This window comes from Chthonomonas sp. (assembly GCF_035294505.1).
Taxonomy (GTDB): Bacteria; Armatimonadota; Chthonomonadetes; order Chthonomonadales; family Chthonomonadaceae; genus Chthonomonas.
The window spans coordinates 1-14,197 of record NZ_DATGKU010000242.1; the positions used below are offsets into that span (position 1 = coordinate 1).

Consider the following 14,197-nt stretch of genomic DNA (forward strand, 5'->3'; position numbering starts at 1 on the left):
GCAGTTTCCTCTCCCTTTTTCGATGCGACCTGGGCTTGTTGCGCTTGACGTAGAAGAGCATTTTCGCGTTTTAACTCCTCGATCTTCTCTTCAAGCCGCAGTAACCGTTCCAAAAGCGTATTTGGGTCCATTCTTTCGGCAGTCTTATCAACAACCATCGAGATTTCCACATCGGCAGCTACTACTACAACAACAGCTTGCTTGTCATTATATCACGTCTGAAGGTTTGAGACAACAGGTGTTTTTACTTGAGTTTTGGAGTCGGAAGGTAAGTGTTTAACGCTCTTTTGAAATAAGACGCAAGAGGTAAGCGCCGTAGTCGGTATTCTTAAGACGTTCGGCTTGGCTTTGCACCTGCTCGGCGGAGATGTAGCCAAGTTGGTAGGCTATCTCTTCGAGGCAGGCGATCTTTAAGCCTTGTCGTTCTTCGATAACGCGAACGAAATTGGAGGCTTCGAGGAGCGCCTCATGGGTGCCGGTGTCGAGCCAAGCGAATCCACGACCCATGAGTTCGGCGTGTAGTTGTCCCATTTGGAGGTAGATATTGTTGACATCGGTGATCTCCAACTCCCCACGCCAGGAGGGCTTTACCTGGGCTGCGATCTCTGTAATCTGTGCATCATAGAAGTAAAGGCCTACGACCGCATAGTTGGACTTTGGGATTTTGGGTTTTTCTTCGATAGAGAGAACTCGGCCTTGATGGTCGAACTCAATAACTCCGTACCGCTGTGGGTCTTTCACCCAATAACCGAAGATAGTTGCGCCCGTGGTTCGAGAGGCAGCTGCCCGAAGCATCGCCGGCAGTCCGTGTCCATAGAAAATATTGTCGCCTAAGATAAGGCAGGCAGGGGAGCCATTAAGGAAGCTTTTGCCGATGAGGAAGGCTTGGGCAAGTCCTTCAGGACGCGGTTGAGGAGCATAGCTCAGTGAGATGCCAAATTGGCTGCCGTCGCCCAACAGCTCTTGAAAGAGCGGGAGATGATGGGGAGTAGAGATAAGCAGGATGTCACGGATGCCGGCCAACATAAGGGTAGAGAGAGGGTAGTAGATCATGGGTTTATCGTAAACGGGCAGCAACTGCTTTGAAATGGCAAGAGTAGCGGGATACAAGCGTGTTCCCGCACCTCCCGCCAAAACGATTCCTTTCATTGAAAAAAGACCTCCAAAGCTAGGTTTCAGTAGCGACGCACTTGTTCCCAATTCCAGGCCGTTTGTACGATCTCTTCAAGCGTTTGAAATCGGGGATGCCAGCCCAGTTCCTGTTTGGCTTTTGCTGAGCTGGCAATAAGCCGTGGCGGATCACCGGCGCGCCGTGGACCATCGAGCGTTTTGATAGGGCGACCACTGATCGTTTCGCAGGTATGGATGACCTCGCGTACCGAATAGCCTTGTTCGGTACCGAGGTTGTAGCAGGCACTGGGTAGTCCTTTACGTAAGCGTTCTAGTGCGAGGGCGTGGGCTTCCGCCAGATCGAGAATATGGATGTAGTCGCGGATGCAGGTTCCATCGGGGGTGTCGTAGTCGGTGCCATAGATGGTAATGTGTTCGCGCTTACCCAGCGCGACTTGGAGGGCCAGCGGAATGAGGTGAGTTTCTGGGTCGTGGCTTTCTCCGATGCGTTTTTGAGGATCGGCACCGGCGGCATTGAAGTAGCGCAGAGAGACGAAGCGCATGTTATAGGCTCGATCGTAGGCGTGAAGAACGCGCTCAACAAAGAGTTTTGACTCGCCATAGGGATTGATTGGGTTTTGTGGGTGATTTTCATCTATAGGAATGTATTGGGGGTCGCCGTAGGTGGCACATGTGGAGGAGAAAACAAAGTAGCGAACGCCGTGGCGACGCATGGCTTCAAGCACCTGAAACGTCGCGAGAGCGTTATTCTGATAGTACTTGGCCGGTTGCAGCACCGATTCCCCAACATAGGCATAGGCGGCAAAGTGGACGACCGCCTCAATGGGGTAGGTTTGGAAGATGTGATCGAGCAGCGACGTATCGGCCATATCGCCGGTGATAAGGGGGATGTTTTCCGGTACGGCTTCCTTATGTCCGTAGACTAAGTTGTCGAGGACGACGATCTGTTCGCCCTTTTCCATCGCATGCAAAACATAGTGACTGCCGATGTAGCCAGCGCCTCCGGTTACCAGAATCAAAACTTTTTCTCCTTTACGGTTTAGTCTATCAAACGATATTTTATTATAGTCCAGATGGCGATAAGCCCGTCCTTCCAACTCACTTTTTTGCCTTCCGAGTAGTCACGACCGCTATAGGAGATGGGCACTTCGTAGATGCGGTAGTGGCGTTTGGCCACTTTGGCCGTGACTTCCGGCTCAAAGTCGAAGCGATTGCAACGGAGGGGAAGCGACTGAATGATCTCGCGTTTAAAGACTTTGTAGCAGGCCTCCATATCGGTGAGATTGAGGTTAGTAAGCATATTAGACAGCAGCGTAAGGAAGCCATTGCCCACGCGGTGCCAGAAGTAGAGGACACGATGGGGCCCTCCTCCGAGAAATCGGCTGCCGAAGACCACGTCGGCTCTGCCGTCGAGGAGGGGTTCGAGGAGGGAAGGATATTCACGGGGGTCGTATTCGAGATCGGCATCTTGGATGATCACGTAGTCACCTGTAGCGTGGGCGATGGCGGTACGAATGGCAGCTCCTTTCCCTCGATTTCGATCGTGGTAGATGACGGTTACGTCGTCGAATTGGCCTTCCACTTGTGTACGTAGGAGGTCCCTTGTGCCGTCCGTGCTGCCATCATCTACAATGATGATCTCTTTGGGGATACTAACCGAGCGCACGCGTCGCAAAAGCTCTAAAATTGTTTGTTGCTCGTTGTATACGGGTATGAGCACGGAAAGACGATAGGCGGGTTTCGCCAACTGCGATCCTCCTCAAAATGTACGAAGCGGCTTCTCTGATAGGCACGATGGCAAGGGAGCTTTTGAAAGATTTGGCAGCATTATACCCATTCCCTAGGCGAACCTAGAAGGTTAGTGATACCCCCACTGCTTGAGCGCCTGTTCTAGGTCGCGTAAGGCTTGCTGCAGCAGTTGGCTGTCAATCTCCTTTAGAGACGCGGTTTGCAGGTCGGCATTCAGTCGTGGCAGCTCTGCGCACGCGGGGGCTTTCTGCCAATTTTTTTGTATGCTAAGAGAGGCCATTCCCAATGGAAGTTGGGTAGAATCTATAGCGGCTGGGAGTGGAAACATCTGTTGACAGCGCATCGTAGAAGGGAATATAATGTTTATAATACAGACCAAGTAAGTCAACATTCATCATGCTGGCAAGCCTGGTCGGTTCCTAGTTCAGCCTGTTGCTGAGTAAGAGAAAAGGTACAGAAATTTCGAGGAGGTGATTTCGATGAGTGAGGAAGTTGTAACACAGCGTTCGCTGCCACGGCTCAACGAGCCGGCGCCGGATTTTACGGCGGAGAGCACGCAAGGGCCGATAACGCTTTCCAGTTTTCGTGGCAAGTGGGTGGTTCTTTTTTCCCATCCGGCGGATTTCACTCCGGTGTGCACCACGGAGCTTGTCGAGTTTGCGCGCCGTTACGAGGAGTTCAAGGCGATTAACACCCAGCTCATTGGGTTGAGCATAGACAGCGTCTACGCCCATTTGGCTTGGGTACGCAACATGGAGGAGAACTTCGGTGTCAAGATACCCTATCCGATGATAGCGGACTTGAACACGAACGTAGCGCAGCTCTACGGGATGATCCATCCGGGGGCAAGCTCTACGGCCACAGTGCGTGCGGTGTTCGTGATTGATGACAAGGGCATCCTGCGCGCGATGATCTACTACCCGTTGACCACCGGGCGCAATGTAGACGAAATCTTGCGACTGGTGAAGGCGCTGCAGACGACCGATGCCAACAAGGTATCTACGCCGGTGAACTGGCAGCCTGGGGATGAGGTGATCGTTCCCGCTCCAACCACACTGGAAGGTGTGGAGAAACGCCTCAGTAATGAGGAGGGCGTAGAGGTTAAGGACTGGTACTTCGCCAAGAAGAAGATTTAGCGCCACCGATAAGCCTGTGAAGAGAGGCAGAGTGATACTGCCTCTCTTTTTTATTGCTTTATCTGATGAAGAAGGTGGTGGTGAAGTTTGTGAGAGGGTTTATACGTATACAAGAGGTGACTCTAGAAGGAGAATATCACCGTAGATGATCGGGGCCAACAAAAAGAGCGCCGCTTCACTCACCTCGAAAGACACACGGCTGTCCTTCGCCCCGCGGCTGTGGGAGCTTGTGCGTGACGCTTTTGGCATGTTGCTCAACAACCCTCTGCGATCGGCCCTCACCATCAGCGGTATCGTTATTGGAGTAGTCGCTATTGTTACCCTCATTGCCATCTTGCAGGGGGTGCGTACCGAAATCGCCAAGCAGGTAGATGGTTTGGGGGCTAACCTGGCCATGATCGTGCCTGGTCAGCTTGATGAGAACGGGCAACCCAATCCGGCAGCGTTGTTGGGGGTCTCACCACTCACGGAGAACGATGTAGCCGCTCTGCGCCGTGTGCCAGGAGTAGTGCGGGTCTCTCCGGTCTATTTCGTAAGTGGAACCGTGAAGGGCCCAAACGGAGTTATCGTCTCCGCATTCGTGGTAGCTACGAACGAGGCAGGGGTTCAGATGAATCGCACGCCTCTGGTCGAGGGGCACTATTTTTCGGATGATGCGGGGTACGTGTGTATTTTGGGAGCTAAGCCAAATGCGGCTCTTTTCGGCAAGGGTTCGGCAGTGGGACAACAGGTATTTATTGCCGGGCATCGCTGGACGGTAGTTGGGGTTTTAGGAAAGCCGCCCGGCAGCGATATGCCTGGAGGGCCTGTGCCGGGTTTCGATACCCTTGTCTATCTGCCTGCGCCTTTAGTGCGCAGAGTGATACCGCACGTGCAAGTCAATCGGATCGTGCTGCAGACCGACTATAGGCATCCACCTGATAAGTTGATACATGCCATCGAAAGCACCCTGTTGGCGAATCACCACGGGGTGGAAGATTTTGGGCTTATAACGCAGCGAACGGGGCTTAAGATCGTCTACAAGCTGATCAACATGGCGCAGGCTTTGCTTGGACTGATCGCGACGATCTCCCTGTTTGTGGCCGGAATAGGAATTATGAACATTATGTTGGTGACCGTAACGGAGCGGACGCGCGAGATCGGGATTCGTAAAACAGTGGGAGCCCGCCGGAGCGACATTTTTGTTCAGTTTTTAACGGAGGCCATCGTTTTATCTCTTGTGGGTGGATGGATAGGATTGGTTTTGTCATGGGGTATTTGCGACATTATAAGCCATTTTTCCGTGCTTCATCCCCTTATCTCGCCGTTGCTCGTGGTGTTGGCGCTTTTCGTTTGCACGCTCATTGGTGTGCTTTTTGGGGTGGCGCCGGCCATTCGGGCGGCTCGGCTCGACCCCATTGAGGCTCTTCGTCATGAGTAGGGTTCCGGGCTACGCTTCAAGACATCACTAGATGTAGATTTTATAGGCTTGGAGATGGTTGTAGGCTCCAAAGAGCGCCCAGGAGGCGCCCATAACGTAGTCGCCTAGGATGAGGCCTAAGAAGAAGGGGATGGCAGCTTGGTAGGCTTTCATACCGCCGGCGCGCACAAGGAAGAATTTGACAAGCCAGGCGATGAAAAAGCAGAACCAGAAGTAGTCCATGGCAAAGGAGACGGCCAGAGCATAGCCGGCAGGATGGAAGGGCCACCAGAGAAAAGCTCCTCGCATGAGCCGTAGGAACAGAACCAGCAGAAAGCCCCCGATAAGGTAGGAGATTTGGCGAATATCCACACGTGCCGGAGTTTGTAACCACTGTTGTAGGTTGTTGTAGCTTTCTCCACCGACCCACACTTTGAAGCCGATGCACTTTGCGGTGGCGCCGTTGGTGAATGTGACATGGATGTTTGCCCAACAGGCGACTAAAGCGCCCCAAATGAAGGCGATTATGAGGGTGGTGATGATAGCGCTTTGGCGAATGCGCGCCATTTCGCCCATACGCATGGCTTCCAACTGATTGGGCATGGGATGGCACCGATAGCCTCGGTTAAACCAGTACATGACGGAGAGATCGGTAAGGTTCTGTGCTCCTAGCGTTTGGCTTCCGAAGAGTGTCACCAAGATAAGGCGTGGGTTTACGAAGTAGATTTCGTGTGGGGTGCCCAATTCAGCCCTGGCTCGGGTGATGGTGATGGCGAGCAGAAAATAGAGGCCGAAAAAGAGAATAGCGACCCAAGGAGATAGGTTGATGCGCCAGCTATAGATGGCGAGGATAAGTATTCCAATCGCCAAGCCAAAGAAAGCACCTCTATAATGACGCGCTATTTCCGGCTCTTCAAGCGCATTGCGAGGTTCATGCTGAAATGCCACACGCCAGGCATGTCGAAATTGCCCTCGCAAAGCCCAAACTACCGTCAGACCCCAGGCGATCCAGGCCCCGCTGGCCTGTTGGGGGAAGTAGGGAAAGCCGCCACTGCCGGGGCCATCGAGGCCTGTAATGGCACCGAACACTTGGAAAAGCTTACGTGCAACGAAGAAGAACCAGCAAGAGAAGGAGAGATCCAGGGGGACGAAGTAGGCCAAGCCGATGGCGAAAGGATACATGGAGATATTTGTGTCGCTGATGGCGTTCCAAGGCCGGCTGGTAAAGTATTGGCCGATGTTATAGAGTTTCAGTACGGGGATGTAGGGCAAGGAGGGATAGAGGTTGTGCATGCCGTTGATAAGGTCGAAGACGGCGGCGAGAAGGAAACCTGCCCACATAGCTCGGCTAGAGAGCAGATCGGCAGCCTTGATTGGGTGCTGGGTGGTAAGGGCGATGGGCAACTCCACGATAGGGAACGCCAGACGTTCATGGCCGCTCCAGCGGGTACGGATAAGGATGTTAAGGCAGAGGCAGATGCCGATGAGTGTACCGATGAAGAGGAGCCACCAGAACAGGGGGGCGATAAAGGGCAACCAGTAGTGTGGGTCGTAGGGGTTAACATTACCGCGGTAGAAACCTTTCAACGCCACCGTGTCGCGCACGAGCCAGAATTTGGGGAGCAGAGGGAAAAAGAGAGTCTGCCAATGGTTTTCTGGGGTGGCAAAATAGGCGGCATGGCCGATGGAGCCAAAGAGGTTTTGGAGCATGTCGTGTGCCGCCATAACGGTGCCTACGACGAGAATAATGTAGACGAGGAGCAGCTCCTGTTGAGAGAGCGCCCAACGTGGTTTGAGCGATTTTATGCCTCGATTGAGAAGAACAAGCCAAAAGAGGAAAAAGATGGGCATGATAAACAGAGGCAGACAGGTGCCATCTAGCGAATACCAACGCACCTCGATGACGGTAGTCCAAAACGTAGCCGGAATCGTGAGCAAGAGGCCAAGGAGGATGGCACGTAGGGAAAGCCCTATTACGGGTACTATGGCCTTTGCGTCGTCCTTCTCGGAAGGATCGGTTGCCGTTTGCGATGCAGGTGCTCTTTGTGTGGTCATAGCTTTACATGCTGTTGCGAGGTGTTTCCGAGGTTCGGGGCACATCGGGCATCGTATCGTTTAAAGGAGAGATAGAAGCAGTATACCAAAACTTTGCCATAATCTATGCGATATCAGTCTCGTTACTGAAGGAGAAGAGGTTTTGATTCGGGTTAAAATTTGCGGTATTACGAGTAAAGAGGACGCTTGGGTTGCTGCCGAGTCAGGCGCCGATGCCTTAGGCTTTATTTTTGTGCCGAACACTCCCCGCTACGTAGGCGATCGGAGCGATTTGGAGGACTTGTTAGAGAGTGTTCCGCCGTTCGTGACTCGGGTCGGAGTTTGCCGCAATCTTTCGGACGCGGCGCGTTTACGTGGGGTTCCGCTGGATGCAATTCAGCTTTACGAGCCTCCGCATGTGGAGGAGCGGGCGTTGCTTTCGGTGGTCTTGCAGGGGCGAGGGCTGATATTAGCCTGCCGAATGCGCAGTGTGGAGGATGCTTTGGGTATAGAGAGTCGCTTAGAGGGTTTGACGATCTCCGGTGTTCTGTTGGATGCCTATGATGAAAAGCGTCTAGGAGGAGGTGGGGTGGTTTTCGATTGGAATTTGGCGTGCTTGGCAAAGAGCCGTGTGTCAGTGCCCGTTGTGTTAGCCGGAGGGTTGACCCCGGAGAACGTGGAAGCTGCAATTCGTCAGGTGCGCCCATGGGGGGTGGATGTCTCGAGTGGGGTTGAGATGGCGCCTGGCAAGAAAGACCCACAAAAAATTCGTCAATTTGTGGCCAACGCCCATCGTGTCGCTCTCTGTGAGGCGAGCGGGTAAAATAAAAGAGCCTCCACGTCCAAAGCTAGACGGGAGGCTGTAGCCGGAGCCGTGGCGTTTTAGGTGCCAAGATACTCCTCTAACGCCCGCAAGCGTGCGGCCGCTTTCAGTTTTTTCATAGCCAGTATCTCAATTTGGCGCACGCGCTCTCGCGAAAGATGGAGGGTCTCTCCTATCTTTTGTAGCATCTGTTCGCAGTTTCCCTCGAAGCCAAGCCGCAGGCGCATGACCTCGGCCTCGCGTGGGGTAAGAACAGAGAAGAGGCTATCTATCTGTTGGCGCCGCTCCTCTTCGATCACGACCTCTTGAGGGTCTACGGTATCCTGGTCGTTCAGTAGCGCGAGAAGCGGTGTGTTCTCCTCTTCACCGACGAGTGTGTCGAGAGACAACGGCTCTTGCGCTGTTTGGAGCAGGAGGCGAACTTTAACGACTGGCATCCCCAACCGTTCGGCGAGTTGTTCGGCCGTAGGTTCCTCCTGAAGTTCGGTGAGAAGCTGCAGACGCGCTTTTTCCAGGCGCCGCAGCGATTCGGCAACATGGGCGGGCACGCGAATGGCTTTGGCCTTCGTATCTATGGCTCTGCTAATGGCCTGGCGTATCCATGGGGTGGCGTAGGTACTGAGTCGGCAGCCTCGCTGCGGATCGAAGCGTTCGACCGCTTTCATCAGACCGATCGCCCCTTCTTGGACGATATCTTCAAAGGAGATGAGGGACGTATGATAGTGTCGAGCAATGCCGACAACCAGGCGCATATTGGCCTCAACGAGCAGATTGCGTGCCTGCTGATCGCCTTGACGCGCGCGCTGTGCTAGCTCGATCTCCTCTTCCGCCGTGAGCAAGCGTCTACGCGTGAGGAATCGCAAGTAGGAAGCCCTCTCTTGAGGTTCCTCTGCGCTCTCCTGAGCAGATTTTGGCGGAGGGTCTAAGCAGTTAATAGACTTTCGGGACGATTCTTTTTTCCGCTCTTTCATCATCTTGCGAACGCCTTTCGTTCAAATCGGATCGAGGTTCTAGAATGAGCGTGTCTCCAAGTAAGAGGTTCCCTATGGTATGTCCTCTCTATTCGTACAACATGGTACAACCTGTCTTTATGGCGAGGCAGGTTAGAGAACGTTCCTTACCTGTTTTCTTCCATAGGAGGGTTTACCTCATCGTTAGAAACCTAGGTCGTTTGCGAAAAACCGGTAAATACTCGTGTTTTACGCGCAACGAGCAAAACACGGGTGTTAGGATTTTTCTGCAAGTTTCTGTTTCTGTAGCCGTCGAGCGTGATACGAAGCGGGGACGGCCTTGTCTGCCCCTCCTTTGGCTTCCGGGTAAGGGAAGCGCGGCGTTCGCGTTCTGCCGATCGCATCTATACGAGCTAGCCTCACGGTGCCTCCTGAGGAAGTTCTTGCTGACCAGGAAGCTCGTTGAGGAACAACGTGCAGACGATAAGGAGATAAATCAATGAGAGCACTTTCGAAATCATCCGCTGCACGGTCTCCAGATGTCTTCTTGCAAGACGTCGCGACGCCTCTTACTGCATTAGACGATTTTTTTAGCAAAAATGTTTGCCGATTGGCAATCAACGGTCGGGGAACGTTATGTATCGGTACGGAAAAGGGGATTTTTTACCAAAACCGGCACCGGGTTTATTCGGTCATCCCCAAGGTCCTAGGCTTTGGTTTTTTGACGGATAACCGTCTCGTTCAGTTGGGGGCTGAGAAGCTCGTTATTGAAGGAGCGGAGGCCATTCCCCTACCGCAAGGGATGCCTGTCATTGGGATGTCCATTTCCCCAGAAGGGGACATCTATGTCGCAACCCGTTCTGAGATATGGAGATGCGCAGAGGGAAAGTGGGAGCCTCTTACGATAGGCGTCTCTCTCTGCTCCTTCGTTGCCTGTGCCTACGGCACGTTTTGGATAGCGGGTAACAAGCGGCTCTATCTATATGAGGGCGGCATGTTGCAGGATGTGGATGCCATAGCCCCTCCTCCCGTTCTTCCCGTGCGTTGTATGGATTTTGGAGCCGATGGGGTTTTGTGGATAGGGACGAGGCACGGCGCTGCCTGTTTGCGCGATGGCAAGTGGCGATACTATGCTGGCAGACGCTGGCTGCCGGATGATGAGGTGCTCTCTATTGCGTCGGACCGAAGAGGCGGAGCCTGGATCGCGACGCGCGGTGGGGTTGTACACATAGAACGCCGTCCCATGACATTACTACAAAAGGCAGAACACTACCAACGCCTTACAGAACAACGGCATGAGCGTCACGGATACGTGGCCGAATGTTTTTTGACTCGGCCGGGCGACCTAGAGAGTGTGCTCCTTCAAGCCACAGATAACGATGGACTATGGACCGCGCTGTATTTGGCCGCCCAATGTTTTCGCTATGCGGTGACACGAAATAAGGAGGCGGCAGAGCGAGCACGGCGCTCTTTGCGAGCACTTCTGGACTTGGTTTATGTTACAGGCATTCCCGGTTTCCCTGCTCGTGCGCTTATCCGTCCTGGCGAGCGGGTGTTTCAGTCGGACCCCGGCCCGAATTGGTACCTATCTCCCACCATGCCGAACACCTTTTTCAAGGGGGATACCTCCTCCGATGAGATTGATGGCCACTATTTGGCATGGTATCTTTACCATAAACTGGTGGCCAATAAAGAGGAGAAGGCAGAGATCGCCACGGTCTGCCGTTGTGTGACCGACCATATTCTCGACCATAGTTTCACTTTAGTGGGGCCGGATGGTAAGGTGACCTCGTGGGGTGTTTGGTCTCCGGAGAAGATCAACGACGACCCGGAATGGCAGGAAGAGCGGGGATTGAACGCTTTGGAGATTCTCTCGCATTTACGGGTTGCAATGTATCTATGCCCTTGCCTACGCTATGAGGAGGCGTATCGGTACCTAATACAGAAGCATCATTATGCGCTAAACACACTCCTGCAGAAAGTGCTGCCTCCAATGGGCACCGATAACCATTCCGACGACGAGCTGGCAGCTTGCGCCTACTATCCCTTATTGCAACTGGAGACGGACCCCTCGCTACGTGCTCTCTACCTTCTTAGTTTGGAGCGGACACAACGAATACTGCGGCCACAACGTTCCGCCCTACACAACATTCTCTATGCCGCCTGCACCGGCAGGAAGGAGGATGTTGCCGCTGCGCTCACTTGGTTAGAGGAAAGTCCGCTGGATTTGCGGAATTGGGCTATGAAAAACAGCCATCGCAGGGATGTAAAAATCGCTTTAGAACGCGATAGGTTCGGTCGAGTGCAGTTGGCGGAGGCGCTGTCTCCGGCAGAGGTGGGGGTCTATAAGTGGAATATGAACCCCTTTGTGGCCGACTCGGTAGGGGAAGGCGAGGTGGAGTTAGACGGATCGCATTGGTTGTTGCCGTATTGGATGGGGCGCTACCATGGGTTGATCGAGGGTTGATGGCTGATGCGGCGTTATTCATGTGGCGGGGTATCCGTTAGTCCGTTGGGGTGACCTCCGTTCCAATTGTAGATGTCGTCGCCTATACGGCCGTAGAGGGGATCGTGTGGGCCATCGGCAGGGCCGTAGTGTGCTACACGAAGCGATTTCGCGTGGCCATCGGCCGCAACGACGGCCATTTTGCCAAAGTGTGTGGATGGATAGCACACAAGTCCTTGTACACGGTCGGTTGTGTCGCCGTAGTCGAGGCGAGCGATAGAGTGTGGTGTTGGCGTTCTGTTATTTCCACGTCCTGTATGGCTCCACATGGGGCCGGCCTCCACAAGCAGGACGGTTTGTTCGGGCAGCTCCAAATTATCGAGTGAGAAGGGACCCTTGCTAAAGACACCGAAGAAGCGGCGATTGAGTGCGTAGGATGTGGGGATGCGGTAGCGATGGGTTGGGTCGGTAAGCGGATGGGGAGCGGCGCTAATGGGATTGGCCGGGTTATCGAGCAGCCCTGGGAGTGAGGAGAGATAGCCTTGCGCACGAACCGGCCATGTGAGGGGAGGTGCCCCTTTAGGAAACGCTACCGGCGGCATAAGGCAGCCATCATAGTCTTGGGCATAGAGCTGTAACGAGTCGGCCAAGCGTCTAAGGTTCGACAAGCTTCTTTCTTGATCGATCTCACCCTGTTGCCAATGGAGGAGGGGCAGCAGAGCGAGCATGAGGCCTAGCAGGATGAGGGTGATGATCGCTAGAGAAACTGGTGGGCGCGATGTTGGCTCAGTAGGGCCACTCATAGGCCTCCAACCTTCGGGAGCCGATCTCTATGGGGAGGATGACTGCAAGAAGCGAGATGAGAAGAAATAGGCAGACGCCTGTTGGGATAAGCAGGGTTTTTGCCGGCAGATAGTCGGCTGCGGCCAGGGCAGCGAGGGCGAGTGCGGCGCCGGCGCTAAGGACATAGAGGGTAGCGGCTACGAAACCAAGGATAAGCGCCCAAGGGCTGACCCTTACGGCAGGGTTATCGTGAAGAAATCGGGGAAAGATGGCCGAGAAGCCTACGCCGATACCGCAAAGCCCGGCCGAGAAGATGACGGCGATTCCAAGCAGTGGCATCACCTCCAGAAACTTCCCGTGGAAGCAGATGCCGTCGAGAGTTCCAAGAAGCAGCCCAAAGCCTCCGGAGATGCCGGTGCTGGTGAGCCACTTAGCAAAAAGATTGTGGCGAATCGTTATGGGGGCCGTAAGAACGAGCCAATAGCCCTGCCCCTCCATGCCCAACAGAGAGAGGCTAAGGATGGATGTTTGGGTGTAGAGGATAATGCCGAGCAGCATGGCTGCAAGATAGAAAAGGAGACCTCGCGTGTCGGGGGAGTGATCGTGCAGGGCAAGTACAAAGGGCACCGCGAAGAGAATGGCCGGTACGGCCAGCTGGGAGAGGAGCACCGAGTCGCGCAGGATAAGATGAAGGTCGCGTTCTACAAGCCCACCGATCGGCTCCGGAAGCAGGCGGCGGAGTAGGGTTTGTTCATGTGGATTGGACGTGCGAACTGTGCGAGAACGCTCATTGGTGAGCGTTTCGACCGAGATAGTGTGACGGCCGATGAGGAGCACCATGCCGAAGAGAAATCCGTTGCTAACAAGGAGGGCGAGCGCAGAAGATAGGGCGCTGCTTAAAGGTTGCTGCCCACCGAGGGCGAGCAACACCGCAGCGAACCAGCTTGAAGGTGCCAAACGAGCGGTGAGGGGCACGGTATGCGGAACCACAGGATAGGGAAGCGCATGCGCATTGGCGAGGAGGGCAAAGAGCGGTGAATGGGGTACTGCGACGGCGATGTCGAGGCAGATGAGGGCGCCCATAAGCACATTCAGGAGACTGATGACGGCACGCATGCGCGCGAGGCCTGCGATGCGAAGCAGAACGATGAGCCCTAGGGCCACCAACAAGGCGGGTAGAAGGAGAAAGAGAAAGGTGAGCGGAACGAGCAGCAGCCATGCAATGGGAGATAGGGAGAGGGCAAGGCCCGATGCAAGAACAGCCGGCACTCCCAAGGCGGAGAACTGTAGGGAGTTAATGATGGTGGCTTCAATGAGGCGGGCGGTGAGGATAGCCCAAGAGGGAAGTGGTGTAGAAAAAAGGAGGGTATAGTCCTCGGCAAGCAGCAAGGTCGAGGCCACAAACGGGACGGAGCCGGCCAGAAGCAGGAGGAAAAGGTAGTAATAGAGCTGGAAAAGGCTTTCTTGAAGGATACCCAGTTTCTGAGCGGCGACTAAAGCCCAGAGAAAGAAGACACAGGTAAAGCCAAAAGTGGCCAGGCCGGCGACGGCAACGGCCATCGCGCCAACCGGTTGGTTGTGTAAAGAGGTTCGGCAACTGTTTTTAAGCGCCAGCAGGTGAAGGCGCAACAGAAAAAAGAGCATTCCGTTTCCGCAGTATCTGGAAAGATTGACCGCTTCCATTTTAGCACAAGCCAGCACGCTCGCCATGCGCCTTGCAATCTGGGAGTGTCCACGAGTGAGAGC

At 54.2% G+C, this 14,197-nt stretch carries 12 protein-coding genes; 4 read left to right on the forward strand and 8 right to left on the reverse strand.

Translation table 11 applies throughout. The features are described 5' to 3' along the window. Positions 1-276 precede the first annotated feature (276 nt). From rfbA to VKV18_RS14450, 4 genes are all read right to left on the reverse strand, one after another. On the reverse strand, positions 277-1,149 hold the full coding sequence (gene rfbA, locus VKV18_RS14435) for a glucose-1-phosphate thymidylyltransferase RfbA (protein WP_324204885.1): 873 nt from the start codon (positions 1,147-1,149) through the stop codon (positions 277-279). A 26-nt stretch (positions 1,150-1,175) separates the two neighbouring features. Next, complete coding sequence (gene galE / locus VKV18_RS14440; protein WP_324204886.1) at positions 1,176-2,150, reverse strand: UDP-glucose 4-epimerase GalE; 975 nt, start codon at positions 2,148-2,150, stop codon at positions 1,176-1,178. A gap of 20 nt (positions 2,151-2,170) precedes the next feature. Further along, the gene (locus tag VKV18_RS14445; RefSeq protein ID WP_324204887.1) at positions 2,171-2,878 is read right to left on the reverse strand and encodes a glycosyltransferase family 2 protein; all 708 of its coding nucleotides are present in this window, start codon (positions 2,876-2,878) and stop codon (positions 2,171-2,173) included. Between the two features lie 111 nt (positions 2,879-2,989). Continuing rightward, complete coding sequence (locus VKV18_RS14450; RefSeq protein ID WP_324204888.1) at positions 2,990-3,208, reverse strand: hypothetical protein; 219 nt, start codon at positions 3,206-3,208, stop codon at positions 2,990-2,992. 151 nt (positions 3,209-3,359) lie between these two features. On the opposite strand from VKV18_RS14450, the gene VKV18_RS14455 reads away from it, so the two are divergent. Continuing rightward, positions 3,360-4,016: a peroxiredoxin gene (locus VKV18_RS14455; protein ID WP_324204889.1), complete on the forward strand. Its 657-nt coding sequence runs from the start codon at positions 3,360-3,362 to the stop codon at positions 4,014-4,016. Positions 4,017-4,161: 145 nt separating this feature from the next. Further along, on the forward strand, positions 4,162-5,436 hold the full coding sequence (locus tag VKV18_RS14460; RefSeq protein ID WP_324204890.1) for an ABC transporter permease: 1,275 nt from the start codon (positions 4,162-4,164) through the stop codon (positions 5,434-5,436). A 27-nt stretch (positions 5,437-5,463) separates the two neighbouring features. On the opposite strand, the gene VKV18_RS14465 is transcribed toward VKV18_RS14460, so the two are convergent. Beyond that, positions 5,464-7,470, reverse strand: coding sequence for a DUF6785 family protein (locus VKV18_RS14465; RefSeq protein WP_324204891.1), 2,007 nt, complete (start codon positions 7,468-7,470; stop codon positions 5,464-5,466). Between the two features lie 142 nt (positions 7,471-7,612). Here VKV18_RS14465 and VKV18_RS14470 point away from each other — a divergent pair, with 142 nt between their 5' ends. Beyond that, positions 7,613-8,272: a phosphoribosylanthranilate isomerase gene (locus tag VKV18_RS14470; RefSeq protein ID WP_324204892.1), complete on the forward strand. Its 660-nt coding sequence runs from the start codon at positions 7,613-7,615 to the stop codon at positions 8,270-8,272. Between the two features lie 59 nt (positions 8,273-8,331). Here the strand turns inward: VKV18_RS14470 and VKV18_RS14475 are convergent, their stop codons facing one another. After that, positions 8,332-9,246 carry an RNA polymerase sigma factor RpoD/SigA gene (locus VKV18_RS14475; RefSeq protein WP_324204893.1) on the reverse strand — a complete coding sequence of 305 codons (915 nt, stop codon included), beginning with the start codon at positions 9,244-9,246 and terminating at the stop codon, positions 8,332-8,334. 697 nt (positions 9,247-9,943) lie between these two features. On the opposite strand from VKV18_RS14475, the gene VKV18_RS14480 reads away from it, so the two are divergent. Then, on the forward strand, positions 9,944-11,689 hold the full coding sequence (locus VKV18_RS14480; protein WP_324204894.1) for a hypothetical protein: 1,746 nt from the start codon (positions 9,944-9,946) through the stop codon (positions 11,687-11,689). Positions 11,690-11,703: 14 nt separating this feature from the next. On the opposite strand, the gene VKV18_RS14485 is transcribed toward VKV18_RS14480, so the two are convergent. After that, positions 11,704-12,471: a hypothetical protein gene (locus tag VKV18_RS14485; protein ID WP_324204895.1), complete on the reverse strand. Its 768-nt coding sequence runs from the start codon at positions 12,469-12,471 to the stop codon at positions 11,704-11,706. Beyond that, positions 12,455-14,095, reverse strand: coding sequence for a putative ABC transporter permease subunit (locus VKV18_RS14490; RefSeq protein ID WP_324204896.1), 1,641 nt, complete (start codon positions 14,093-14,095; stop codon positions 12,455-12,457). Before VKV18_RS14490 ends, VKV18_RS14485 begins: the two co-directional genes overlap by 17 nt. Positions 14,096-14,197 lie beyond the last annotated feature (102 nt).